Source organism: Mesobacillus subterraneus, from assembly GCF_023715485.1.
GTDB lineage: Bacteria > Bacillota > Bacilli > Bacillales > Cytobacillaceae > Mesobacillus > Mesobacillus subterraneus_B.
Map to the genome: position 1 here is coordinate 485,662 of NZ_JAMBOF010000001.1, position 24,504 is coordinate 510,165.

The following is a 24,504-nucleotide window of genomic DNA, read 5'->3' on the forward strand; positions in this document are numbered from 1 at the left end:
TTTTCATAATTCTTCCCGCGGAAAGCGAAGCGCCTGGAACGTAAATCAACAGCCTAGTTTAACAGAGCCTTTGTTTATTTAATTTGGAAGAATTCTATAAAGCTGATAATGTAAATAATCGGTTTTTTATATATAATATAAGCAAAACTTATGAAGCAGGGATAGTATGTCATCCATTTCAGAATTTCATCTTTTATCTGTACTTGCACAGGAAATGAATATGAGGAAAGCGGCAGAAAGGCTTTTTGTATCCCAGCCTGCCTTGTCGCAAAGGCTTCAGACCATTGAAAAGGATTGGGGCGCGAAGCTTTTCCTGCGGTCACAAAAAGGGCTGACCCTTACACCGGCGGGAGAAGTTGTCATCCAGTTTGTAAATGACACGATTTCCAGAGAAGAAAAAGCAAGAGAATCGATCCATGCATTAAATTCAGAAGTGTATGGAACCCTTAAAATAGCTGTTGCATCAATTGTTGGCCAAAATTGGCTTCCCCAGGTTCTGAAGAAATATGTGAACCGATATCCGCAGGCTAAAATCTCGCTGGTCACAGGTTGGAGCAGTGAAATTTCAAAGGCATTGTATGAAGATCAGGTGCACATCGGAATTATCAGGGGAACACCTGATTGGAAAGGGGTCAAAATTCACCTTTTTAAAGACAGTCTCTATCTGGTAGATACAGAAATAACCAGCCCTGAACAGGTATTGGAGACTGACAGGCCCTTTATCCAATTTAAAAGTGATTCTAATTACTATCAGGAAATCCAGGATTGGTGGCTAAGACAATTCCAGACAGCTCCCAAGAGGACGATCATCGTCGACCAAATTGAGACCTGCAAGCAAATGACATTCAATGGCATTGGTTATGCCATCCTCCCCGCAATAACTTTGAATGGGTTAGAAAAGGATATTTTCAAAGTGCCATTGCATGATGAAAATAATGAACCGTTAGGGCGGGACACCTGGCTCCTTGGCTATGAATCAGCCTTCCAGCTGAAGCAAGTGCAGGCATTTCTTGATATTGTCAAGGAACATATTCTAGATACAAACAAGAATGAAAAATAGTTTTTCTTGTTTTCAATACTTTTGTTTGTTAAAGTAATTTTTAGAAAAATACATAAGTGGAGGTAATACAAATGAAGATGATGGATGCAAACGAAATTATTTCGTTTATTCAAAATAGCAAAAAAGCAACACCAGTAAAGGTTTATGTCAAAGGTGACCTCGAAGGAATCGATTTTGGTGCAAACACAAAAACGTTCATCTCTGGCAACACTGGCGTCATTTTTGGAGAGTGGGCTGAAATCAATCCTGCCATTGAAGCTAACCAGGCAAAAATTGAAGACTATGTTGTAGAGAATGACCGCAGGAATTCAGCTATCCCATTGCTGGACATGAAAAATATCAAGGCACGAATTGAGCCGGGCGCGATCATCAGAGATCAGGTTGAAATTGGCGACAACGCTGTAATCATGATGGGTGCTTCTATCAACATCGGTGCAGTCATTGGTGAAGGTACGATGATCGACATGAACGTAGTACTTGGAGGCCGCGCTACTGTCGGCAAAAACTGCCACATCGGAGCGGGTTCCGTACTAGCAGGCGTAATTGAACCACCTTCTGCAAAGCCAGTCGTTGTCGAAGACGATGTAGTGGTTGGCGCAAACGCAGTTGTTCTTGAGGGAGTTACCGTAGGAAAAGGAGCGGTTGTTGCAGCGGGAGCAATCGTAATCGATGATGTTCCACCGTACACAGTTGTAGCTGGAACACCAGCTCGCGTCATTAAAGAAATCGATGAAAAGACTAAGTCTAAAACTGAAATCAAGCAGGAGCTTCGCCAGCTATAAAAGCGAGTAAGCGTGGATAGATAATCCGCGCTTTTCTTTTAAGGGAGAGATCTTTTTTGGAACAGGATACTTTTATAAAAATTAGAAGAGAGTTGCACCAAATTCCTGAGCTGGGATTTAAAGAGTTTAAGACTCAGGCTTACCTGCTTGATTATTTGCACCAGCTTCCAAAGGACCGCCTGGAAATAAAAACTTGGGAGACAGGGATCTTTGTAAAAATCATAGGGAATCATCCCAAAAAAACAATCGGCTACAGGGCGGATATAGACGGCCTGCCGATAACCGAAGCAACCGGTTTGGAGTTTAAATCGTCGCATGATGGCCGGATGCACGCTTGCGGACATGATTTCCATATGACGATTGCACTGGGATTGATTAGGCACTTTGTTGACAACCCTATTGATGATCATTTGTTATTCATATTCCAGCCTGCCGAAGAGGGTCCTGGCGGAGCTGAACCGATGCTTAAGACAGAAATAATGAAGAGCTGGAAGCCAGATATGATCATCGCGCTGCATATCGCTCCTGAATATCCGGTAGGTACGATTGCTACAAGAGAGGGCCTGCTTTTTGCCAATACTTCTGAGCTTTTTATTGACCTGGAAGGCAAAGGCGGACATGCTGCTTATCCTCATAATACAAATGATATGATTGTAGCTGCTTGTGCACTAGTGACTCAGCTGCAATCAGTCGTGGCAAGAAATATAGACCCGCTGGACAGCGCGGTTGTAACCGTAGGGAAAATTACTGGTGGAACTGTGCAAAATATCATCGCTGAAACAGCAAGAATAGAAGGTACGATTAGGACCCTTTCTGTCGAATCTATGAATAAGGTTAAAGAAAGAATAGAGGCCCTTGTGAAGGGAATAGAAGTGGGGTATCAGTGCAAAACAGTGATTGACTATGGTTCAATGTACCATCAGGTTTATAATCATGAGGAATTAACTCGTGAATTTATCAATTTCGCGGAGACAATTGAGAAAGTGGATGTGATTGTTTGCCGCGAAGCAATGACCGGAGAGGATTTTGGCTACATGCTTAAGGAAATCCCCGGGTTCATGTTCTGGCTCGGAGTCGATTCAGGCTATGGACTTCACCATGCCAAATTAAATCCGGATGAAAGGGCAATAGGATCGGCGATTGATTTGCTGACCCAATATATTAAATATAAGTGCAGATGAAATTGCTAGTAAATATGGTAGGAATGAAAATTCCTACTGTTTTTTTTATCCAAAAAATGCATATCATTTTGTCGAAAAACGAAAACATGTTACACTAATATTCGGAATAAGGTATATTTTCCAGCTGTTTTCATAGATATCTTTTCTGTTTAAATTAACGGGAGTTTGGGCAAACCATTTAAGTGGGGAATTGCAATTCTTGTAATTATAATGAGTGTTTATTTAAATTAATTATAATTTAAGATTGACTCCAAATAATTGTTCTGTTATATTTGGGACATAGGTTTTAAAAGACGCCATTGGGTGTCTTAAAAATAATTATTGATATTGGAGGGATTTTACATGCCAGAACGTATGGTAGGTAAACAAGCACCACGCTTTGAAATGGACGCAGTATTAGCAAACAAGGAATTCGGAAAAGTAAGCCTTGAAGAAAACATGAAGAACGATAAGTGGACTGTTCTTTTCTTCTATCCAATGGACTTCACATTTGTTTGCCCAACTGAAATCACAGCTATGTCTGACCGTTACGACGAGTTCGAAGACCTGGATGCTGAAGTAATCGGTGTTTCAACTGATACAATCCACACTCACCTTGCTTGGATCAAAACTGACCGCAAAGAAAATGGTCTTGGAGATCTAAAATATCCGCTAGCAGCTGACACGAACCACGTTGTTTCCCGTGAATACGGCGTATTAATTGAAGAAGAAGGCGTTGCTCTTCGCGGACTATACATCATCAGCCCTGAAGGTGAATTGATGTACTCAGTAGTTAACCACAACAATATCGGCCGTGATGTTGATGAAACTCTACGTGTACTTCAAGCTCTTCAAACTGGCGGCCTTTGCCCTGCAAACTGGAAGCCTGGACAAGCTACTCTTTAATAAATCGCGTTAAATCCGATGATAATTTAAAAGACCTAACTGCTGTTAGGTCTTTTTGTTACTATGCCCTTTTTGAATGCCGCTGAATTTTTCTGTGCGGGACATTTCTAAAAGAACACGAATACGATCTATAGTCGAAAGAGGCTTAATAACAGCCTTTAATAACTACTTTCATTTGAGGGGTGCTATTATGAAATTACGCGAACCAATGCCAGAATTAACTGGCGCTACTGAATGGCTAAACGGAGAAGTGACTAGAGATCAATTGGTCGGTGAAAAACCGACTCTAATCCATTTCTGGTCAATCAGCTGCCACTTGTGCAAGGAAGCGATGCCACAGGTCAATGAGTTCCGTGATAATTATAAAGAAAAGCTGAATGTGATCGCAGTTCATATGCCAAGGTCTGAAGATGATTTGAATCTTGAGGAAATCAAGAAGGTTGCAGCTGAGCATAGCATCACACAGCCAATCTTCGTGGATAATGAACACAAATTGACTGAGACATTCGAAAATCAGTATGTTCCTGCATATTATGTTTTCGATAAGGACGGTAAATTAAGACACTTCCAGGCTGGCGGAAGCGGAATGAAGATGCTTGAAAAGCGTGTGAACCGCGTTCTTGATGAATTGGAAAAGACTGAATAAAAATCAGGAAGCCGACTCATGTCGGCTTCTTTTTTATGGATGTTTTCGCTTAGAATAAAACAAGCTTCCATCCCGTATCTCTCTTGGCTTCGAGCTCTTTTTAGGAGGTTTTTAAACAGGAAATGCACTAAAACTCGCAAAAATCAAAGTGCCAATTTTTACTTTTGGATGTGAAAGCAACCAAGTTTAGAGCCTTTTTTTATTTATTTATGTCTGATTATTCACATAAACAAAAAAATAAAAAAATTCTATAAAAAAGCTGGAAATATATTTCGAAACCCGATATATTAATGTATACGTGCCTGTTATTTATGTTAAGCTTTTCCAAAACTAAGAGGCACCAATGATATTTGTTGTGGAGAATCTGTTATTTCCAAAGGGGGGGAATGAATGGAGACATTCAAAAAACTAAAGGCTTACTATTGGCCTTACAAAAATTATTTCATTTGGTCAATTTTGTTTATGCTGATTGTAACGGCTATTACAGTCGTTTATCCAATGATTCTGCAGATCACGATTGATGATGCGGTGATAGGCGGAAGGTACGAACTTATACCTGTATTGGCAGCCGGCTTTGTAGGCTTCATGGTCGTAAAAGGTATTTGTACTTATATTTATCAATATACCGGCGATTTGTTTGGCATTCATTCGGTTTATAAATTAAGGAACTCGCTTTACGAAAAACTTCAGTTTTTGTCTTTTAGATATTATGACAATGCCAAGACAGGAGATTTGATGTCCCGGCTTACAGCTGATGTGGAAGGCTTTCGTTTTTTCCTAAGCTTCGGCTTCTCCGAATTAATTCGATTCGTCCTGTTAATAGGCATCAGTTTTTCAGTGATGTTCTATTATTCTGTTTCACTGACATTTGTGACACTAGCTACTCTTCCGTTCCTGGCAATCGTTGTTTTTAAGTTTGACAAGGCCGTTCATCCCGCTTTCAGGAGCATACGTAAATCATTCGGCAAACTTAATACAAAGGTCCAGGAGAATATCAGCGGAATCAACACAGTTAAATCTCTGTCCAGAGAAGAATATGAGATTGGCAGATTCAATGATTCTAATGGCGATTATAAAGATAAATACTTATTCACGTCTGAAATTTGGGCAAAGTATTTTCCGTTGATGGAGTTCATGGGAAACTTAAGTGTCGTGCTTCTGCTTGGCTATGGTGGTTATCTCGTAATGAACGATTCTCTGCAGCCTGGCGAGCTGGTCGCATTTTACAGCCTTGTTTGGTATATCATGTGGCCGATCATGAACCTCGGTTTCGTTGTTAATTTATTTTCCCAGTCCAAAGCTTCAGGTGAGAGGCTGTTGGAAATCCTGGAAGCAGAAACCGAAATCGAAGACAAGGATGAAGCGGTCGAAATCGAAAAGCTTTCAGGTGAGGTAGAATTTAATAACGTAACGCTTCGTTACGGAGACGATGAAAATGAAGCGTTGTACGATATATCATTCAAAGCCCAGCCTGGCCAGATAATTGGTCTTATTGGATCCACTGGATCTGGTAAAACAAGTATTACCCAGCTAATGACCAGATTTTACGAGCCGGTCGAAGGTCAGGTGCTTATTGATAATCGTGATATAAAAGATTACTCACTAAGGTCGCTGAGGAGCAACATTGGCATAGTGCTTCAGGAATCATTTTTATTTTCATCATCCATCAAAGCGAATATTTCTTATGGCAATCCTGATGCAACGATGGAAGAAATAATTGATGCCGCAACACGGGCACAGGCGCACAGTTATATCATGGAGCTGCCTGATGGCTATGATACGATTCTTGGAGAGCGAGGGATGGGGCTATCTGGAGGCCAGAAGCAGAGGATTGCGATCGCCAGGGCTATCTGTGTCAATCCGAGCATCTTAATCCTGGATGATGCCACGAGTGCAGTCGACATGGAAACTGAATTCAAAATCCAGAAAGCACTGCTAGAAGTCATGAAGGGAAGGACAACATTCATCATTGCACACAGAATATCCTCACTGAAGCATGCAGATGAAATTCTCGTACTTGAAAATGGAGCAATTGCTGAACGAGGGACACACGAGCAGTTAATTAAAAATGGTGGAACATACCAAAAAATATACGATATCCAATTTAAAGACCGCCATAAAGCGACACAAACTGGCTGAGGGATCTAGCATGAAAGTCGATAAATCTGCGCTTGCAAGTTAATGATGAGGCATACTGATTCAAAGTTGAAACTATTGTCTGTCAACGAGGTAATGACGGGTGATACGGAGGAAAAAATTGAATTAACACCCCTAATGGCCTCGGGTGACAATGACCATCAATATTGTAAATGAGATTACTGGAGGGAAGGTTTTGAGCAAAAAAAGCAACGCTCAAGTTTTAAGGAGATTTCAATATTCAACGGACCAAATCATCGATAAGCCTTTTAACTGGCAGCAAATGTTGAGGCTTTTCAGTTATATGCTGCCATATAGGACCACGCTGGTACCATTGTCGATTGCCATGGTGTTAATCACTACAGCGGTCAGGCTTGTTATTCCAATCCTGATCGGGATTTACACGCTGGACCAGGCAGTTAAAAATAAAGATGCAACAATGCTGTTCTGGCTCGTTGCGCTTATTGCCGGACTGTATGCTTCAGCGTACATCGCTAATGTATTCAGGATCCGCTGGATGAACCAATTAGGACAAAATGTCATTTATGACTTGCGCAGGCACTTATTCACGCATGTCCAGAATCTGTCCCATCGCTTTTTTGACCAGCGTTCTGCCGGATCGATCCTGGTAAGAATCATGAATGACATCAACTCGCTGCAGGAGCTGTTCACCAATGGCGTAATCAATTTGCTGATGGATATCGTTTTGCTGGTCGGCGTCTTTTTTATTCTGTTTTCTTTAAGTCCCCAGCTGACATTAGCGATCATGATTATCCTGCCAATAATGTTCTTGATTTCAACGAAATTGCGGAAAAATATCAGGCGCTCTTGGCAGGATGTCCGCTTGAAGCAATCCAAGCTTAATTCCCACCTGAATGAAAGCATCCAGGGAATCAGGGTTACACAGTCGTTTACTCAGGAAAAAGAAAACATGGTATTCTTTGATGGAATCAATGAAGAAACATTCCAAAGCTGGAAATCGGCTTCTCAGAAGAACGCGATGTTCCGTCCGCTGGTCGAATTGACGAATGCACTGGGCACGGCGGTGTTGATCTGGTACGGTGCGCATTTAATCCAAAATGGAACAATCTCAATCGGTGTGTTTGTATCATTTGCCTTCTATCTGGGAATGTTTTGGGAGCCTATTTCAAGACTTGGTCAGGTATACAACCAATTATTGATGGGGATGGCATCTTCTGAACGCATCTTTGAATTTTTGGATGAGAAGCCAATTGTTTCCGAAGCAGCAAATCCTGTCGTGCTCGATGATATACGAGGAGAAATCGAATTTGAAAAAGTAGTCTTCTCCTATGATGATAAGCGGACCGCCCTAAAGGGGATCAACCTGAAGATGCATGCTGGCCAAACGGTAGCACTCGTCGGCCACACTGGATCAGGAAAGACGACGATTGCCAATTTAATCAGCCGCTTTTATGATCCTACCTCCGGAAAGGTTTTGGTAGATGGACATAATTTAAAAGATATTTCCATCGGCAGCTTAAGGAAACACATTAGTATCGTTCTCCAGGATACCTTTATTTTTTCAGGCACGATTTATGATAATATTCGTTTCGGCCGGCCGGAAGCATCCGAGGACGAAGTAAAGGCTGCCGCAAAAGCAGTAGGGGCTTCGGACTTCATCGAGAAGCTGCCTAACGGGTATCAAACAGAGGTAGAGGAGCGCGGCAATATTCTTTCAGTAGGTGAAAGGCAGCTCCTTTCGTTCGCAAGGGCCCTTCTCGCTAATCCTAAAATATTGATTATGGATGAAGCGACGGCAAGTATTGATACAGAGACGGAAATGAAGATCCAGAAGGCCCTTAAGACACTGTTGAACGGCCGGACGGCTATCATCATCGCCCACAGGCTGTCAACAATAAGGGAAGCTGACAATATTTTTGTGCTTGAGAATGGGTTGATCATCGAAAGAGGAAACCATGGGCAGCTGATGAATTCAAAAGGTGAATATTATCATCTTGTCCAGGCGCAATTTAATATGCTGGGTGCTGTTTAAAAGCCTTCTTATTGAAGGCTTTATTTTTTTATTCTGTAACTTTTTTGTAATATAAGCGTCAGATTCATAAACAGCTATCAATTAGGGGGCCTTTTAGTGTCGAAAAAGAAACTGGCAGTTATTTTATCATTTTTTCTATTTCTTGCGGGTTGCAGCGGTGGCATGTCTAATGAAGATAGTAAATCAAGCTATGATCAGGAAGCTGACTCAGGCGCTTTGGATAATGCCAAAAGTGAAGAAATTGCTTTTTCAGAAGGTGAGGAAAATTCATCTGCAGGAGAGTCTTCAGCTGATGATGAAAAAGCTAAGACAAATAGTGACAATGCAGCTATCAATCGGATGGTCATCTTTAACGCCGAAATGGCTTTAAGAGTTGAAAATTACGAAAAAGCACGTAATGCCCTTGAACAAAAAGCAAATAATTACAATGGCTATATCGTTCAGTCCAGTTCGTCACGTTATGATGATGATCAGCAGAGCGGGACAATGACATTCAGGATTCCACAGGAGAATTTTCAAGCTTTCCTTAATGATGCGGAGGGTTTAGCTGTAAAAGTTAATAACAGGCAGGTAAGCGGCCAGGATGTCACGGAGGAATACGTAGATATAGAATCCAGACTGAAGTCAAAAAGGGCAGTAGAAGCTAGACTGCTTGAATTTATGAAACAGGCACAGAAAACAGAGGATTTGTTGAAAATATCTTCAGACCTCGCAAACGTTCAGGAGGAAATCGAACAAATTGCCGGAAGAAAAAAGTTCCTTGAGAATCAGACCGCTTTTTCGACAGTGACGATCAATTTAGAAGAAAATACAATATCTGTCCCCAAAATTGATAATGACAGCTTGAACACTTGGCAAAAGATTAAAAAGCAATTCGCGGAAAACATCAATATCCTGCTCTCTGCGGGTTCAGGTATCATCGTGTTCCTGGTCGGAAACCTGCCTATTTTGTTGATTGTCGGCACAATAGTGGCTTCAATTATTTATTTTGTCAGAAAATCTGCGAGACGCTCAGGAAATAATAATATTGATTCCAATAGTTAGTCATACACAATATAGCCAACAAAAAAAACCGTTGCAATCGCAACGGTTTTTTCTTTTATACCTCCATAATGATCGGGAGGATCATTGGACGGCGTTTTGTTTTTTCGTAAAGGAAAGGAGCAAGTGTATCAGTGATTTCATTTTTGATTTCAGACCACTGAGTCGTTTTTCTTTCCATCACTTTGTTTAGATGCTTATTGATCAGGCTTTGGGCATCGTTGATCAGATCTCCGGATTCTCTCATGTAGACAAATCCTCGGGAAATCAAGTCAGGGCCTGCAGCGATCTTGAATTCTTTCATATTGATGCTTACTACAACGACAACAAGTCCTTCTTCTGAAAGGATTCGGCGGTCGCGAAGCACGATGTTTCCGATATCGCCTACCCCGCTGCCGTCAATGTAGACATTCCCTGAAGGAATCTTGCCGGCAACGCCTGCCTCATTGTCACCAAGGGCAAGAACTTCACCATTATCCATGATAAAGCAGTTTTCTTGTGGAACACCGCAATCTGTCGCAAGCTTCGTATGCATCTTTTGCATGCGGTACTCACCATGGATTGGCATGAAGTACTTTGGCTTAATCAGTCGGAGCATCAATTTTTGCTCTTCCTGTCCGCCGTGTCCTGAGGTATGAATGTCATTCAATGAGCCATGGATGACGTCAGCACCGGCGCGTGAAAGCATATTGATCGTGCGGTTTACACTGATCGTATTGCCCGGAATAGGAGATGAAGAGAAAACAACTGTATCACCAGGCTGAATCTGGATTTGGCGATGTGTGCCATTAGCAATCCTCGATAAAGCAGCCATTGGTTCTCCCTGGCTTCCGGTACAAAGAATCGTTACCTGGTTTGCAGGCAAACGGTTAATTTGCTGTGCCTCAATGAAAGTATCCTTAGGTGCTGTAATATAGCCAAGATCTTGTCCGATATTGATTGCTGATTCCATACTTCTTCCGAAAACCGCCACTTTTCTGCCAGTTGTAACTGCAGCTTCGACAACCTGCTGCAAGCGATGGATATTGGAAGCGAAGGTAGCGAAAATAATCCGTCCATCCACTTTGCGGAAAATATCATGGATGCTTTCGCCGACACGTCGCTCTGACATAGTAAAGTGAGGAACTTCAGCATTTGTGCTATCTGAAAGAAGGCAAAGGACGCCTTCCTTACCGATTTCGGCCATTTTAGTCAAGTTGGCAGGTTCACCGACAGGGGTAAAGTCAAACTTGAAATCACCAGTGTGGACGATTTGTCCTGGAGGCGTTTTAACAACGACCCCGTAAGAATCAGGAATACTGTGGGTAGTCCTGAAAAATGTAACGGATGTTTTGCGAAATTTGATGATATCTTCTTCCTGGATTTCAATCAGCTTAGCCTTACGCAATAAGCCGTGCTCCTCAAGCTTGTTCCGAATCAACCCAAGAGCAAGTTTACCGCCATAAATCGGGATATTGATCTCTCGAAGTAAATATGGAATACCACCGATGTGGTCTTCATGGCCATGAGTGATAAAAAGGCCTTTGATTTTATCTTCATTTTTCACAAGGTATGAGTAGTCAGGAATTACATAATCAATACCCAGCAGTTCATCTTCAGGGAATTTAATACCGGCATCAATCAAGATGATTTCATCCTGGAATTGCACACCATAGGTGTTTTTCCCGATTTCGCCAAGTCCTCCGAGTGCGAAAACGGCTGTTTGGTCATTTTTAACAAATTTCATAAATTATCCTATCTCCAATACTTCAAAGTCTTCTTTTTGTTTCTCATACTCATAATAGTTACCCTCTACAGCCTCGACATACTCAACATTATATTGGCGGTCAGCAATCTTTTTTCGAACATCTCTCTCTGAATCACCTTGTACATATATTGTCTTCGTTTTCTCGCGAACTGGTACTTGCTTGTTTGAGTCTTGGAAGTAAACTTTAAAAATCATGAAAAATCTCTCTCCTTAGTAAGTAAACTTTTTCTATTTTGTGGGCTCTTTTCGTAAGTTTTTGCTTTTCCAGCCAAACTGGATCCATTCTTCGTTAAGTAACCTTCCGAATAGAACAGGAAACCAAGCATTAATCGGAAAGCTATGCATTATTCAAAAATCTATTTCGAAAATAGCCATTTTATAAAATTTAACAATGTTTACATTGTTATTATTCATCGCATTCATATTCTTGCCGATTCAGGTTTTTTCCGCTATTAACCAATTTACAATAAGGAAGGAGCCCTTCGCAAGTTTGAAGGGCTCAAAAGTTTAAGCGATTGTTTTTTTACGAAGCAAATCTTTCCACTGTTTTAAGAGCTTCTTTCTGAGCTTCTTTAACATAGTGGATCATCTCCTTAATTCTTATTTTAAACTATCCTTGTCCAAAGTAAAGTAAACTGGGGAAAGTTTAGAAAAGATTTATTTCTCAAATTCCTACCTTTTTGTTTATATTATATGATGAAATAGCAAATTTTTTCATGGGTAATGATGGAATGTAAGAAAATGTCATTGGATTGCCACAGTTTAATGATTCTTTTTTATATACAAGCACTATTTTAATTTGATAGACTGCTGTGATAACTAATATGCTGTTTTCGTATGATATTCTGTATTCTTCTTAGCTTTTAGCTCTTTTCGACATGTTCCTAAAGCATTAGAGCATAATATCCGTATACTTACGAGTGTAAAAGCAAGAAGGTTTATAAAAACAGCCTTGATTAAAACTGCTTCAAGAATTGATGCAACAAAGGAGAATAAAATGAGTAAAATTGTATTTTTTGACATTGATGGCACCTTGCTAGATCACGATAAAAACTTGCCTGCATCTACAAAGGAGGCAATTACTCTGCTAAAGGAAAATGGTGTATTTGTTGCGATTGCGACAGGCCGGGCACCATTTATGTTTGAAAGCCTTAGACAAGAGCTGGATATAGATTCGTTTGTCAGCTTTAACGGACAGTACGTAGTATTTGAGGACGAACCTATTTATCTAAATCCATTGAACAATAAAAAGATAGAGGACCTTTATTTAAGCTCTAAAGAAAAGGGCCATCCTGTCGTTTTCATGAACCATATGACAATGAAATCATCTGTAAAGCACCATGAATATATAGAAACAAGCTTAGGTGGCTTGAAGTTTGCTCATCCTGAACTTGATGACCGATTTTATGTTGATCGAGATCTATTCCAGACGCTTTTGTTCTGTGAAGAAGGGGAAGAGGAGTACTACAGGGAAGCATATCCTGAATTCACATTCATCAGATGGCATCCTTTCTCAGTAGACATATTGCCGGCAGGAGGCTCTAAGGCAGAGGGAATAAAAAAGATGATTGAGAGATTAGGCTTTAAGCCAGAAGATGTCTATGCTTTTGGCGATGGATTGAATGATTTTGAAATGCTGAAAGCAGCAGGCACGGGTGTGGCTATGGGGAACTCTGTGCCAGCACTTAAAGAGCATGCCAGCCTGGTTACGCAGAATGTAGATGATGACGGTATCTGGCATGGATTAAAGCAACTAAAGCTAATATAAAATAAATTATTAAGAAAGAAAAAGCCGAATCAATTTTCTGATTCGGCTTTTATCTTTCTACGGGTGCAGCATTGGGTACTTCAGCGTATGGATCTTGTTTGTTGATATGGTCATAAAACATGATTCCGTTGAGGTGATCGATTTCATGCTGGAAAACGATTGCAGGCAGGCCTTTCAGCCTCAATTTGACTTCTTTTCCTTCGAGGTCTACGCCTTTTACAGTAATCCGTGCATATCTCGGTACGAATCCAGGGATCGACTCATCCACTGAAAGGCATCCCTCACCAGCTGCTAGATAAGAGCGTTCAACGGAATGACTGATGATTTTAGGATTAAACAGGGCATAGCTCAATAAGTTATCTTTTTCATCATTAACATGTACTGCAATCATTCGTTTAGAGACATTTATTTGTGGAGCGGCAAGCCCTATTCCAGGACGAAGTCCATGTAGTTGGGCGATATCAGGATCTTGGCTATTTTTAACGTATTCAATCAGGCTTTCTAAAATTGCCTTGTCTTCCTGCGAAGGGGGCAATTGGACTTCTTCCGCAACTTTGCGGAGAACAGGATGTCCATCGCGAACGATATCATCCATCGTCAACATATACTTCACCTCAAGTTTCTATTCTATGTAATTATTTTCAGTCTAACAAAAGAAACATAAAAAGTTAACTAGAAAAAGTGCAGGAACAAAAGAAGAAAGGGTGCGGCAGCACACCCTTTCCTGATTGACTAGAACTTCCAGCAAGAGCAGCCCACGATGATGAGAAGTATGAACAATACGACAATCAAAGCAAATCCTCTGCCGTAACCTGCGCCCTGTACCGGATAACCGCATCCATATCCATAACCGTACATAAAGGAAACCCCCTCCAATGTATTTTCGCCCGTGTTTTTCAGACGGGTCGATTGCTATAGCCTATGCATGTAAAAATAAAAAGTATAGGCGTGCGCCTAAGGCATAAATTTCAAAGAAAATGAATATATTGATGGCAAGGACAAGCTTTAATTTCAACGCTTCTCTATATATGTCAAAAGACGCCGCAATTTTTCATATCTATTGTCAAATCCCGTCGCAATCGCTATAGTAAAATTGGTATCTGTGAGGAGGTTATTATTTTGTCCATATTTAAAAAAATAAGTTTAGCCATCATTTTGTTGGCTGGTGTTTTAAGTCTTGCCGGATGTCTTGACAAGCAATCGCCCGAGGAAAAAATGTTCGAAGAGCTGGAGAAAGTTGTTTCAATTGAAAAGGTTTTTGAAGATCAGCAGGACCCGCTTGTGGAATTGGAAAAGCAGGAAAAGCAAATATATGAAAAAATAATTTCGCTTGGAATGAAGGAATATGACCAAATCGTTAAATTGGCAGATGAAGCGCTGGAAATAGCGGATAAAAGAAAAGAACATATTGAGAAAGAAAAAGGAAGCATTGAGGAATCTGAGAAAGAATTTGAGAATGTATCCCAAATAATAGAGGAAATAGACGATCCTGACTTAAAGAAACAAGCAGCAGAATTGCAGGCGACAATGAAGGAAAGATATAAGATCCATGATGAGTTATACCAAAACTATAGTCAAGGCCTGCAATATGATAAAGAACTTTATGAAATGTTAAAGGACAAGGAATTGAGCTTTGAAAAGCTTGAGGAACAGATCAACAAAGTAAATAAGGTATATGAAACTGTCCTTAAAGATAATCAAGAGTTCAATGATAAAACGGATCAATATAATAAGGAAAAAATGGCCTTTTATAAAAAGGCGGGAATAGAAGTGAATACAGACAAGGAAAAATAATATCAAAAGAAAAAAGCCGGCATTTAGAGAATGCGGCTTTTTTCTTTTGAGAAAGTTGCAATAAATATTGTGTCTCCTTGCTAAATAAGTACTAAGAGTGTAAAAAGGGGAATTGAGTTAATACAGTTTGAATTAAAAGTAATTTATTATAGTACAGTAATTAAAATATACTGGTACAGATGTCGTTTTTAGATAATAACATAAAGATAATGAATAAATTTAAAAAAGATAAAACTAAGTATTTGACGGAGTTATTTTCGTGTTGTAAACTAAAAAACGAACGAGTTGATTGTATTACTTTATTTTTGTTTTTCATTGGTACAGTATAACGGCTATGAAAAAGGACAAATATTAGTTTTTTTATAGTGAATCTGTGGAAAACTAAATAATGGTGTGTCCGCAAGCAATGGCAGCTGTTAATCCTCAAATTTTAAATGAGTTACCTTGTTGCGCATCAGCCTATAAATAAAATTAGGTACAGTTCTACTCTGAAGATGTATTTACAACCCAGGGGAAGTTTATCCTGATATTGGGTAACCTATTCCTGTATATTCAATTAAAAATTCATGAAGTAAGAAAGGAAGAGGTGGCTCTGATGGCATCTAAAACAAAAAACAACACTTTTGATGCAGTGAAGCAACTCGAGAATGTTGAAAGCCAATTTGAAATGTTCCAAATTTTAAACGAAGAGGGCGAAGTCGTAAATGAAGCGGCAATGCCTGAGCTTTCCGATGAGCAATTACAAGAATTGATGAAGCGCATGGTTTACACTAGAATCCTTGACCAACGCTCCATTTCTTTAAACCGTCAAGGACGCCTTGGTTTCTACGCTCCTACGGCAGGGCAGGAAGCTTCCCAGCTTGCATCCCAATTCGCACTGGAAAAAGAAGACTTCATCCTTCCAGGGTACCGTGATGTTCCACAAATGATCTGGCACGGACTTCCGCTTGCCCAGGCATTCCTATTCTCACGCGGTCATTTCAAAGGGAACCAGATTCCTGAAGGTGTAAATGTAATTTCACCACAGATCATCATTGGTGCTCAATACATCCAGGCTGCTGGAGTAGCGCTTGGTATGAAGAAGCGCGGTGCGAAGTCTGTTGCGGTAACTTATACAGGAGATGGCGGTGCATCACAAGGTGACTTCTATGAAGGAATCAATTTTGCAGGTGCATACAAAGCCCCGGCAATCTTCTTCGTTCAAAATAACCGTTTTGCAATTTCGACTCCTGTTGAAAAGCAGTCTGCTGCTAAGACAATTGCTCAAAAAGCTGTTGCAGCTGGTATCCCAGGGATCCAGGTTGATGGTATGGACCCGCTTGCAGTATATGCTGCGACTCTTGATGCCCGTAAGCGTGCAATCAATGGTGAAGGACCTACGTTGATCGAAACAATGACTTACCGCTATGGCCCGCATACAATGGCAGGGGACGACCCAACTCGCTACCGTACAGCGGACCTTGATAACGAATGGGAAAAGAAGGATCCATTAGTTCGTTTCCGTAAATTCCTTGAAAAGAAGAACCTTTGGAATGAGGAAATGGAAAACGAAACAATCGAAAAGGCTAAGGAAGATATTAAAGAAGCAATCAAAGAAGCTGACAATACTCCTAAGCAAAAGGTTACTGATCTGATTTCAATTATGTATGAAGAAATGCCAAATCACTTACAAGAACAGTATGAAATATATAAAGAGAAGGAGTCGAAGTAAGCCATGGCTCAAATGACAATGATTCAAGCAATTACAGATGCGTTGCGCACAGAACTTCGCAACGATCCTAATGTACTTGTATTTGGGGAAGATGTAGGAGTAAACGGCGGTGTATTCCGTGCAACTGAAGGACTTCAATCTGAATTTGGAGAAGATCGAGTATTCGATACTCCATTAGCTGAGTCTGGAATCGGCGGCCTTGCGATCGGTCTTGCACTTCAAGGTTACCGACCAGTTCCTGAAATCCAGTTCTTTGGATTTATATTTGAAGTAATGGATTCTGTTGCAGGTCAGATGGCTCGTATGCGTTACCGTTCAGGCGGCCGCTACAGCTCACCTGTAACAATTCGCTCACCTTTTGGCGGTGGCGTACATACGCCAGAAATGCACGCTGACAGCCTTGAAGGAATGGTGGCACAGCAGCCAGGTCTTAAAATTGTCATTCCATCAACTCCATACGATGCGAAAGGTTTGTTAATTTCTTCAATCCGTGATAATGACCCGGTTATTTTCCTTGAGCATATGAAGCTGTATCGTTCATTCCGCCAGGAAGTACCTGAAGAAGAGTACACAATTCCACTTGGAAAAGCGGATGTCAAACGTGAAGGTAAAGACCTGTCAATTATTACTTATGGCGCAATGGTCCATGAATCCTTAAAGGCAGCAGAAGAGCTTGAAAAAGAAGGCCACTCAGTTGAAGTAATCGACTTAAGAACGATTATGCCTCTTGATATTGAAACAATCATTGCATCTGTTGAGAAAACTGGAAGAGCAATCGTTGTTCAGGAAGCTCAAAAGCAATCTGGTATTGCTGCGCATGTTGTTGCTGAAATCAATGACCGTGCAATCCTTAGCCTTGAAGCACCTGTATTGCGTGTAGCTGCACCTGATACTGTATTCGCATTCTCTCAGGCAGAAACTGTATGGCTGCCTAACTATAAAGATGTTATCGAAACAGCTAAGAAAGTTCTTACATTCTAATCAAACAGTTAGTCAAAATAGGTTCGACAAACTTAGGAGGGTGAATTCCATTGGCATTCCAATTTAAGCTGCCAGATATCGGCGAAGGCATTCACGAAGGTGAAATCGTCAAATGGTTCGTAAAACCTGGCGATAAAGTTCAGGAAGACGATGTACTTTGTGAAGTACAGAATGATAAAGCAGTAGTAGAAATTCCTTCACCAGTTGCTGGTACAGTAGAAGAAGTATTAGTAGATGAAGGAACAGTTGCTACAGTTGGACAGGTACTTGTAACTTTTGATGCACCTGGATATGAGGATCTTAAGTTTAAAGGTGATGAAGAAGATGCACCTGCAGAACAGCCTAAGCAAGAAAAAACAGAAGCTCAGGTACAATCTACTTTAGAAGCTGGTCAGGATATTAAAAAAGAAGCGGTCGAAGCTCCTGCTCCTGCAGCTGAAACAGGCGCCGGCGCTGCAGCTGCACCACAAGCAGAGGTAGACCCTAACCGCCGCATCGTGGCTATGCCGTCTGTACGAAAATATGCGCGTGAAAAAGGTGTGGATATCCGCCAGGTAGCTGGTTCAGGAAAAAATGGCCGCATTGGTAAAGAAGATATTGAAAGCTTCTTGAACGGTGGCGCCACTGCAGCAGCAGCTCCTCAAGCAGAACAAGCTCAAGAGGCTCCAAAAACTGAGGAAGCACCAAAAGCAGCAGCAGCACAGGCAATTCCACAAGGCGAATACCCTGAAACTCGTGAAAAGATGAGCGGAATCAGAAAAGCGATTGCTAAAGCAATGGTTAACTCTAAGCATACAGCACCTCACGTTACACTTATGGACGAAATTGATGTAACGAAACTTGTTGCACACCGCAAGAAGTTCAAGGAAGTAGCTGCAGAAAAAGGAATTAAGCTTACATTCCTTCCTTATGTGGTAAAAGCATTAACAAGTGCTTTGCGTGAATACCCAGCATTGAACACATCTTTAGATGATGCAACAAGCGAAATTATTCACAAGCACTATTACAATATCGGTATTGCTGCAGACACTGAAAAAGGCTTGTTAGTTCCAGTAGTTAAAGATGCAGACCGCAAATCTGTGTTCTCAATCTCTAACGAAATCAACGAATTAGCAGGAAAAGCACGTGATGGCAAGCTAGCTCCAGATGAAATGAAAGGTGCTTCATGCACGATCACTAACATCGGATCTGCCGGCGGACAATGGTTCACTCCGGTTATCAACCATCCGGAAGTAGCAATCCTTGGAATCGGCCGTATTGCAGAAAAACCAGTAGTCAAGGATGGGGAAATTGTAGCTGCACCTGTACTTGCGCTTTCATTAAGCTTCGATCACCGCATGATCGACGGCGCAACTGCACAGCACGCGTTGAATCACATCAAACGCCTGTTAAACGATCCAGAACTATTGTTAATGGAGGGTTAATAAATGGTAGTAGGAGATTTTCCAATCGAAACTGATACTCTTGTCGTCGGTGCAGGTCCTGGCGGATACGTGGCAGCCATTCGTGCTGCCCAGCTGGGACAAAAAGTAACAATCGTAGAAAAAGCAACACTTGGCGGAGTATGCCTTAACGTTGGATGTATTCCTTCAAAGGCATTGATTTCTGCAGGTCATAGATATGAAAATGCTAAGCACTCTGAAGACATGGGGATTTTTGCTGAGAATGTAACTGTTGATTTCTCTAAAGTCCAGGAGTTCAAGGCAGGAGTAGTCAAGAAGCTGACTGGCGGCGTTGAAGGCTTATTGAAGGGCAACAAGATTGACATCGTAAGAGGCGAAGCGTATTTCGTGGATGCGAACACGATTCGTGTCATGGATGAAAATTCAGCTCAGACATATACTTTCAAAAATGCCATCATTGCAACGGGCTCTCGCCCTATCGAGATTCCTGCATTCAAATATACTAAGCGCGTACTGGATTCTACCGGTGCATTGAACCTTCAGGAACTGCCAAAAAGCATCGTAGTAATCGGCGGCGGCTACATTGGAACAGAGCTTGGCGGAGCTTATGCTAGCTTTGGGACAAAGGTTACAATCCTTGAAGGCGCTGATGAGATTCTTAACGGTTTCGAGAAGCAGATGTCTGCACTCGTAAAACGAAACCTAAAAAAGAAGGGTGCCGAAATCATTACGAAGGCACTTGCTAAAGGTGTGGAAGAAACAGAAACTGGTGTGACTGTATCTTATGAAGTAAAGGGCGAAGAACAAAAGGTTGAAGCGGATTATGTATTTGTTATGGTTGGCAGAAAGCCGAATACAGATGAGCTTGGCCTTGAGCAAGTTGGTGTTGAAATGACTGACCGCGGTGTCATCAAAATTGATAAGCAGTGCCGCACGAATGTCAGCAGCATCTATGCGATCGGTGATGTTGTTGAGGGGCCACCTCTTGCACACAAAGCATCCTATGAGGGTAAAATCGCTGCAGAAGCAATTGCTGGCCATCCATCAGAAATTGATTATTTAGCGATTCCTGCGGTAGTGTTCTCTGATCCTGAATTGGCTTCTGTAGGATACTCTGAAAAGCAGGCGAAAGATGCAGGCATCAATATTACAGCATCTAAATTCCCATTTGCTGCAAATGGCCGTGCACTATCACTTAATCAGACAGACGGCTTCTTGAAGCTGATCACTCGTAAAGAAGATGACATTGTCATCGGTGCTCAAATCGCTGGCCCGAATGCGTCTGACATGATTGCAGAGCTTGGTCTTGCTATTGAAGCAGGTATGACTGCTGAAGACCTTGCTATGACAATCCACGCTCACCCAACGCTTGGTGAGATTACAATGGAAGCTGCGGAAGTAGCACTTGGAAATCCAATCCATATTATAAAATAAAACAAAAAATCCTCTCAGTCAGAGAGGATTTTTTGTTTGTTTAGTCCTGATTAAGTACAGCGGAAAGCGGTTCTATGATTTGATCCTTAGAAACAGTGCCATTAACATTCGCGATTACTTCGTCCCCATGTACGACAAGAATTGCTGGTAATTGCTCAATCTCAATAAGGTCATAATATTTTTTCGCGTTGGAAGCAGGAATAACCATCATATTATCAAATTCACTGGGATACTTTTTTTTCAATTCGATAATCGCATCATAATAGGATGCTTCATGCGCATAATCTTTTTCATCAGAAAAAAAGACTACTTGCTTTATGTCTTCATTCACCATTAATTTATCTGAATTGTTGACTGGGTTGCAGGAAGCCGTTAAGAAAAGGAACGAAGCGACAAAAACAAAAGACAAACATTTCATTTATCGTTGCCTCACTTTTTTCGGATTCGTGAAAATACACGGTTATTAGTTGTCCATATTCTATCACAGCAATTTCCAAAATAATGAGATGTTATTGAAATGTTACATAAATGAAAAATATCCCTTCTAAACGGACATATACTATTAAAAAACTCTAAATGTTTAGCTTTCTTGAGCAGGGGAAAGAGATAATTTAGAACACGGTGGTGGAAGTTTTGAAGGTATATACAGTAGTCTTGCTGCAGATGATCATATGGAGTGGATATACATTTATAGAATGGCTGTCAAAACACGATCATCCCATTTATAATGTTATTATGTTCCTGGTATTTTTCTATCTGGCCATAATAATAGGCAATTACATAATGAAATCGACAAGAAAGACATTAATAACTACCATCATCAGCCTAGCTATTTATGCCTCATTTCATTTGACGATGTCTTTTATTGTTTGATAAGTTTCTTTTCGGAAGAATGATGTTTGTATAAAAAAATGGATGATGCTAATGGATTTGCGAATTCTGCCATTTTCTATGCAGAACAGCTATTAACAACATGAATGCCAGCAGGAGGGATATGCTTTGAAAGCAAAGATTTTGATAATAGGTTCGTTATTGCTTTTAGGAGGCTGTGGAGCCACTGAAGAAAAACAGCAAGCGAATACTGAAATGAGCACGGCTGAGGAGAAGCAGAAAGCTGAAGTCAATAAGGATGGTAAAGTTACTGAAGAAGATGCTGCTGAGGAAGAAACAAAGGAAGATTCGACGGAAGTGACAGCAAGCCAGGAGGCCGCACAAACAAGTCCCCAATATAGAATGAAAGCTGACTTTTCAATCCAGAATATAAAGGTTCCTGAAGAAAAAGTAGTCTTGTTAACGATTGACGATGCGCCAGATAAAAATGCTTTGGCAATGGCTGAAACATTAAAGGATTTAAATGTAAAAGCAATCTTCTTTGTGAATGGGCACTTTATAGACAGTCCTGAGGAAGGGGAGGTGCTGAGGCAAATTCATAAGATGGGTTTCCCTATTGGAAATCATACATTAAGCCATCAGTCATTAAAAGGCATAACGGAAGAGGAACAACGTCGGGAAATAGTTGGACTTAATGACAGGGTTGAGGAGCTTATCGGAGAAAGACCGCAATTTTTCAGGGCCCCATTTGGAGAAAACACCGATTTTAGTAAAAATGTGGTTGCGGAAGAAAAGATGTTATTGATGAATTGGACATACGGATACGATTGGGTAAAAGAATTTCAGTCAAAAGAAGCCCTTGCAAACATTATGATTAATACACCCTATCTGCGAAATGGAGCAAACCTGCTTATGCATGACAGGGAGTGGACAAGCGCTGCCCTTGCCGACATCGTTAAAGGACTGCAAAACAAGGGATTTAAAATTGCTGATCCAATGCTTATTGAAACTCCAAAAAATAAAACAACGGCTGCTCAATAACATCCGTTGTTTTGTTTTTTTTTACGAGATCATATTGTATAAATGTCAATGCGAGAAATGTCCAGCTCCAGCGCTTTCTTATTTGCGAGGATAGAAATACATCACTCGTCCATTGAATAAATGCAGTTCTCCCTGCAGTTTTTTGGCAATAAATTTACTGAATTCATTGGCTTTGCCTTTGTCGCCAGCTGTTGCTGTCGGAGGCAGGGTAATTTGTATGTATGATTGCTCGCGTTCCGTTCCATCTTCTTCGGCGATCGTTTCTTTATCTACTCCAAGTAAAATTGCGTTGTAACGATCCTGGGATGACTGAAGGTAAAACCAGCTGCCCCTGCCATCTTCTTTTTCCTTTATTTCATAAGGAAGTGCGGAATTTTCGTAATCCCAATCTACCTGGTCACCAGTTTTAGCGGTAATTTGCTTGTAGTAATTAAATAAATCCTTCAATTCTTCGGTGGAAATGGCTTGCTGAGATGATGATGGTACAAGTTTGATATAAGCATTACTAGACATCGTCCAATCCCCTTTTCCTATGTATTCTCCATTCATTTTATCACTCTGTAAAAAGCGTTGACAATAGAATTAAAGCTTTTTAACTTCATATGATTTGCCTTTTTGTCAAAAATGAATTATAATAATATTCTAAATATTTAATTAAAAAGGAGGAGGCATATGGAACTATTCGAAAAGCTTTATGATGAACACGAAAAGGTTCAGGTCAGATTTGTGGGGTTCACGACTTATGACACTCGTTATGACTTTGGAATCGTGTATACGAATATGTTTTTCGGAAAACCGCTCGTTGTTTGCATGCAGACGGGGCGTTCGGCACTCCTCGACCCTAAAGACATTGAAGATGTAGAGTTTTTACAAAGGGCATTCCATATTACAGAAGTCCGACAGGCTGAAGACCTTGCGTTGTTTTTCAATGAAGAACTGCCAACAGCCCCATTCCAGACTCAATACGAATAAGCATCAGATTTGGAGCAGGCCACCAATAGGCCTGTTTTTATTTTTATTGGAGAGCTTTCGGGTCATATTATCGTCTGAATTCAACAAGATTATAATTTTTGAAAAAGCTGGTCAGCAGGGTTCTTGTTTCATAATTCCTTACGGGAAAGTGGGCACTTGGACGGAAATCAACCTTCATGTTCAACTCCCTCAGTTTAATACGGTTTACTCACGAATGCTCGCTTATTCGCAGGATTTCATCCTCCATGGATATATATTTCTAAATTAAAAGGAGTGGATTCTGGACAAATGGCTACGTGAAGACATAGTTAAATAGAGGAGTAGGTTTATACTCCATATTCTACCATATGATGTACTTCTCCACGCCAGCCCTTGGAGGCTTTCCCTCCCATGTCTCAACGGGTCAATTGCCCTCTCATTCCTTCGTCATGCCTATCCAAGGGGTGGAGGCCAGTTATGCTAACCTGATGGGTCAGTGCCCTTTTGTTGAACAAACCTGGTACTCCGTACATATTTGAAATCCTGCGAATAAGCCAACACTCGATCTTTAAAAATATAAGGGGTAATGATTCTCTTCGAGAAAAAGTGAATTGAACTACGCTGCCAACTCAGTTAACGGCTGGATCTTCTTGGCACAATATGCTTCGTTTTTTCGCGCTATCCCTACAAAGATCCTAGCTAACTTCCCGATCAGCTTCATTATAGATTTCATTTTTTTCATTTTCTTGTCCTTAACATTATTCGAGTGGAGGGCTTTAAATTCCGGGTTGTTCATTACCAGACTCATAGTAGCTAAATAGAGGAAACGTCTTAGCCTCGACCTTCCACGCTTTGAAATGATAATTTGCCCTTTCCACTTCCCTGAACTGGCTTCGGCTAGATGGAGTCCTGCATGGCGAAGCAAAGAGTTGCCGTGTGAAAAACCACTTAAATCTCCTGCTTCCCCTAAGATACCAGCTAACGAAATTTCACTAATTCCCTTAATCATAAGTAACTTATTCGCGAAAGGAATTTTAGGTAGTTCATCCTTGATTGCCAGCTCAACTCTTTCAAGTTGTTGAATCGCAAGGTCATACT

23 protein-coding genes are annotated in these 24,504 nt (G+C 40.8%); 16 read left to right on the forward strand and 7 right to left on the reverse strand.

The genetic code is table 11. From position 1 onward, the window contains the following. Positions 1–166: 166 nt before the first annotated feature. The 8 genes from M3204_RS02420 (at position 167) to M3204_RS02455 (ending at position 9,748) form a co-directional block, all read left to right on the forward strand. Positions 167–1,060 carry a LysR family transcriptional regulator gene (locus M3204_RS02420; RefSeq protein ID WP_251478016.1) on the forward strand — a complete coding sequence of 298 codons (894 nt, stop codon included), beginning with the start codon at positions 167–169 and terminating at the stop codon, positions 1,058–1,060. A 71-nt stretch (positions 1,061–1,131) separates the two neighbouring features. Then, positions 1,132–1,842, forward strand: a complete 711-nt coding sequence (dapD, locus tag M3204_RS02425; protein ID WP_251478019.1) for a 2,3,4,5-tetrahydropyridine-2,6-dicarboxylate N-acetyltransferase — start codon at positions 1,132–1,134, stop codon at positions 1,840–1,842. A gap of 56 nt (positions 1,843–1,898) precedes the next feature. After that, positions 1,899–3,023, forward strand: coding sequence for an N-acetyldiaminopimelate deacetylase (locus tag M3204_RS02430; RefSeq protein WP_251478021.1), 1,125 nt, complete (start codon positions 1,899–1,901; stop codon positions 3,021–3,023). A gap of 342 nt (positions 3,024–3,365) precedes the next feature. Further along, a complete protein-coding gene (locus M3204_RS02435; protein WP_251478023.1) occupies positions 3,366–3,908 on the forward strand; it encodes a peroxiredoxin in 543 nt (180 codons plus the stop codon). Positions 3,909–4,098: 190 nt separating this feature from the next. Next, entirely contained in the window at positions 4,099–4,554 is a 456-nt protein-coding gene (locus M3204_RS02440; RefSeq protein WP_251478024.1) for a TlpA disulfide reductase family protein, read from the forward strand. 390 nt (positions 4,555–4,944) lie between these two features. After that, positions 4,945–6,693 (forward strand): ABC transporter ATP-binding protein, encoded by a 1,749-nt coding sequence (locus tag M3204_RS02445; protein WP_251478026.1) that lies wholly within the window; start codon positions 4,945–4,947, stop codon positions 6,691–6,693. A gap of 193 nt (positions 6,694–6,886) precedes the next feature. After that, positions 6,887–8,704 carry an ABC transporter ATP-binding protein gene (locus tag M3204_RS02450; RefSeq protein WP_435367710.1) on the forward strand — a complete coding sequence of 606 codons (1,818 nt, stop codon included), beginning with the start codon at positions 6,887–6,889 and terminating at the stop codon, positions 8,702–8,704. A gap of 96 nt (positions 8,705–8,800) precedes the next feature. Continuing rightward, the gene (locus M3204_RS02455) at positions 8,801–9,748 is read left to right on the forward strand and encodes a DUF4349 domain-containing protein (RefSeq protein ID WP_251478030.1); all 948 of its coding nucleotides are present in this window, start codon (positions 8,801–8,803) and stop codon (positions 9,746–9,748) included. A gap of 55 nt (positions 9,749–9,803) precedes the next feature. Here the strand turns inward: M3204_RS02455 and rnjA are convergent, their stop codons facing one another. Together rnjA and M3204_RS02465 are read right to left on the reverse strand one after the other, a co-directional pair. After that, positions 9,804–11,471 (reverse strand): ribonuclease J1, encoded by a 1,668-nt coding sequence (gene rnjA, locus M3204_RS02460; protein WP_251478033.1) that lies wholly within the window; start codon positions 11,469–11,471, stop codon positions 9,804–9,806. 3 nt (positions 11,472–11,474) lie between these two features. After that, positions 11,475–11,687, reverse strand: coding sequence for a DNA-dependent RNA polymerase subunit epsilon (locus tag M3204_RS02465; RefSeq protein WP_251478035.1), 213 nt, complete (start codon positions 11,685–11,687; stop codon positions 11,475–11,477). Between the two features lie 802 nt (positions 11,688–12,489). Here M3204_RS02465 and M3204_RS02470 point away from each other — a divergent pair. Beyond that, positions 12,490–13,260 carry a Cof-type HAD-IIB family hydrolase gene (locus M3204_RS02470; protein WP_251478037.1) on the forward strand — a complete coding sequence of 257 codons (771 nt, stop codon included), beginning with the start codon at positions 12,490–12,492 and terminating at the stop codon, positions 13,258–13,260. A gap of 49 nt (positions 13,261–13,309) precedes the next feature. Here the strand turns inward: M3204_RS02470 and def are convergent, their stop codons facing one another. Both def and M3204_RS02480 read right to left on the reverse strand, forming a co-directional pair. Beyond that, entirely contained in the window at positions 13,310–13,864 is a 555-nt protein-coding gene (def, locus tag M3204_RS02475) for a peptide deformylase (protein ID WP_251478039.1), read from the reverse strand. A 128-nt stretch (positions 13,865–13,992) separates the two neighbouring features. After that, positions 13,993–14,118: a YjcZ family sporulation protein gene (locus M3204_RS02480; protein WP_251478041.1), complete on the reverse strand. Its 126-nt coding sequence runs from the start codon at positions 14,116–14,118 to the stop codon at positions 13,993–13,995. A 261-nt stretch (positions 14,119–14,379) separates the two neighbouring features. Between M3204_RS02480 and M3204_RS02485 the strand changes: the two genes are divergently transcribed. The 5 genes from M3204_RS02485 to lpdA all read left to right on the forward strand — a co-directional run bounded on the left by M3204_RS02485 (position 14,380) and on the right by lpdA (position 20,583). After that, positions 14,380–15,054: a YkyA family protein gene (locus tag M3204_RS02485; RefSeq protein WP_251478043.1), complete on the forward strand. Its 675-nt coding sequence runs from the start codon at positions 14,380–14,382 to the stop codon at positions 15,052–15,054. Between the two features lie 595 nt (positions 15,055–15,649). Continuing rightward, a complete protein-coding gene (gene pdhA, locus M3204_RS02490) occupies positions 15,650–16,765 on the forward strand; it encodes a pyruvate dehydrogenase (acetyl-transferring) E1 component subunit alpha (RefSeq protein WP_251478046.1) in 1,116 nt (371 codons plus the stop codon). Between the two features lie 3 nt (positions 16,766–16,768). Continuing rightward, positions 16,769–17,746 (forward strand): alpha-ketoacid dehydrogenase subunit beta, encoded by a 978-nt coding sequence (locus M3204_RS02495; protein WP_251478048.1) that lies wholly within the window; start codon positions 16,769–16,771, stop codon positions 17,744–17,746. 50 nt (positions 17,747–17,796) lie between these two features. After that, positions 17,797–19,170: a dihydrolipoamide acetyltransferase family protein gene (locus M3204_RS02500; protein ID WP_251478050.1), complete on the forward strand. Its 1,374-nt coding sequence runs from the start codon at positions 17,797–17,799 to the stop codon at positions 19,168–19,170. A gap of 3 nt (positions 19,171–19,173) precedes the next feature. Continuing rightward, positions 19,174–20,583, forward strand: a complete 1,410-nt coding sequence (gene lpdA / locus M3204_RS02505) for a dihydrolipoyl dehydrogenase (protein WP_251478052.1) — start codon at positions 19,174–19,176, stop codon at positions 20,581–20,583. A 40-nt stretch (positions 20,584–20,623) separates the two neighbouring features. Here the strand turns inward: lpdA and M3204_RS02510 are convergent, their stop codons facing one another. Further along, a complete protein-coding gene (locus M3204_RS02510) occupies positions 20,624–21,001 on the reverse strand; it encodes a small peptidoglycan-associated lipoprotein (RefSeq protein ID WP_251478054.1) in 378 nt (125 codons plus the stop codon). Between the two features lie 581 nt (positions 21,002–21,582). Here M3204_RS02510 and M3204_RS02520 point away from each other — a divergent pair. Next, complete coding sequence (locus M3204_RS02520; protein WP_251478058.1) at positions 21,583–22,455, forward strand: polysaccharide deacetylase family protein; 873 nt, start codon at positions 21,583–21,585, stop codon at positions 22,453–22,455. A gap of 78 nt (positions 22,456–22,533) precedes the next feature. Here M3204_RS02520 and M3204_RS02525 read toward each other — a convergent pair whose 3' ends face one another. Continuing rightward, positions 22,534–22,968, reverse strand: a complete 435-nt coding sequence (locus tag M3204_RS02525) for a DUF1885 family protein (RefSeq protein ID WP_251478060.1) — start codon at positions 22,966–22,968, stop codon at positions 22,534–22,536. 159 nt (positions 22,969–23,127) lie between these two features. Here M3204_RS02525 and M3204_RS02530 point away from each other — a divergent pair, with 159 nt between their 5' ends. Beyond that, positions 23,128–23,427, forward strand: coding sequence for a DUF3055 domain-containing protein (locus M3204_RS02530; protein WP_251478062.1), 300 nt, complete (start codon positions 23,128–23,130; stop codon positions 23,425–23,427). 595 nt (positions 23,428–24,022) lie between these two features. On the opposite strand, the gene M3204_RS02535 is transcribed toward M3204_RS02530, so the two are convergent. Next, on the reverse strand, positions 24,023–24,504 hold a 482-nt coding region (locus M3204_RS02535; RefSeq protein WP_251478064.1), incomplete at its 5' end, for an IS110 family transposase.

Bases quoted from the DNA above. Each gene is read 5' to 3' on its own strand.
- M3204_RS02530 (WP_251478062.1), top strand. From the start codon at position 23,128: ATGGAACTATTCGAAAAGCTTTATGATGAACACGAAAAGGTTCAGGTC.
- M3204_RS02525 (WP_251478060.1), bottom strand. From the start codon at position 22,968: ATGTCTAGTAATGCTTATATCAAACTTGTACCATCATCATCTCAGCAA.
- pdhA (WP_251478046.1), top strand. From the start codon at position 15,650: ATGGCATCTAAAACAAAAAACAACACTTTTGATGCAGTGAAGCAACTC.
- M3204_RS02510 (WP_251478054.1), bottom strand. From the start codon at position 21,001: ATGAAATGTTTGTCTTTTGTTTTTGTCGCTTCGTTCCTTTTCTTAACG.
- M3204_RS02440 (WP_251478024.1), top strand. From the start codon at position 4,099: ATGAAATTACGCGAACCAATGCCAGAATTAACTGGCGCTACTGAATGG.
- M3204_RS02480 (WP_251478041.1), bottom strand. From the start codon at position 14,118: ATGTACGGTTATGGATATGGATGCGGTTATCCGGTACAGGGCGCAGGT.
- M3204_RS02465 (WP_251478035.1), bottom strand. From the start codon at position 11,687: ATGATTTTTAAAGTTTACTTCCAAGACTCAAACAAGCAAGTACCAGTT.
- M3204_RS02445 (WP_251478026.1), top strand. From the start codon at position 4,945: ATGGAGACATTCAAAAAACTAAAGGCTTACTATTGGCCTTACAAAAAT.
- M3204_RS02470 (WP_251478037.1), top strand. From the start codon at position 12,490: ATGAGTAAAATTGTATTTTTTGACATTGATGGCACCTTGCTAGATCAC.
- def (WP_251478039.1), bottom strand. From the start codon at position 13,864: ATGTTGACGATGGATGATATCGTTCGCGATGGACATCCTGTTCTCCGC.
- M3204_RS02420 (WP_251478016.1), top strand. From the start codon at position 167: ATGTCATCCATTTCAGAATTTCATCTTTTATCTGTACTTGCACAGGAA.
- rnjA (WP_251478033.1), bottom strand. From the start codon at position 11,471: ATGAAATTTGTTAAAAATGACCAAACAGCCGTTTTCGCACTCGGAGGA.
- M3204_RS02495 (WP_251478048.1), top strand. From the start codon at position 16,769: ATGGCTCAAATGACAATGATTCAAGCAATTACAGATGCGTTGCGCACA.
- lpdA (WP_251478052.1), top strand. From the start codon at position 19,174: ATGGTAGTAGGAGATTTTCCAATCGAAACTGATACTCTTGTCGTCGGT.
- M3204_RS02435 (WP_251478023.1), top strand. From the start codon at position 3,366: ATGCCAGAACGTATGGTAGGTAAACAAGCACCACGCTTTGAAATGGAC.
- dapD (WP_251478019.1), top strand. From the start codon at position 1,132: ATGAAGATGATGGATGCAAACGAAATTATTTCGTTTATTCAAAATAGC.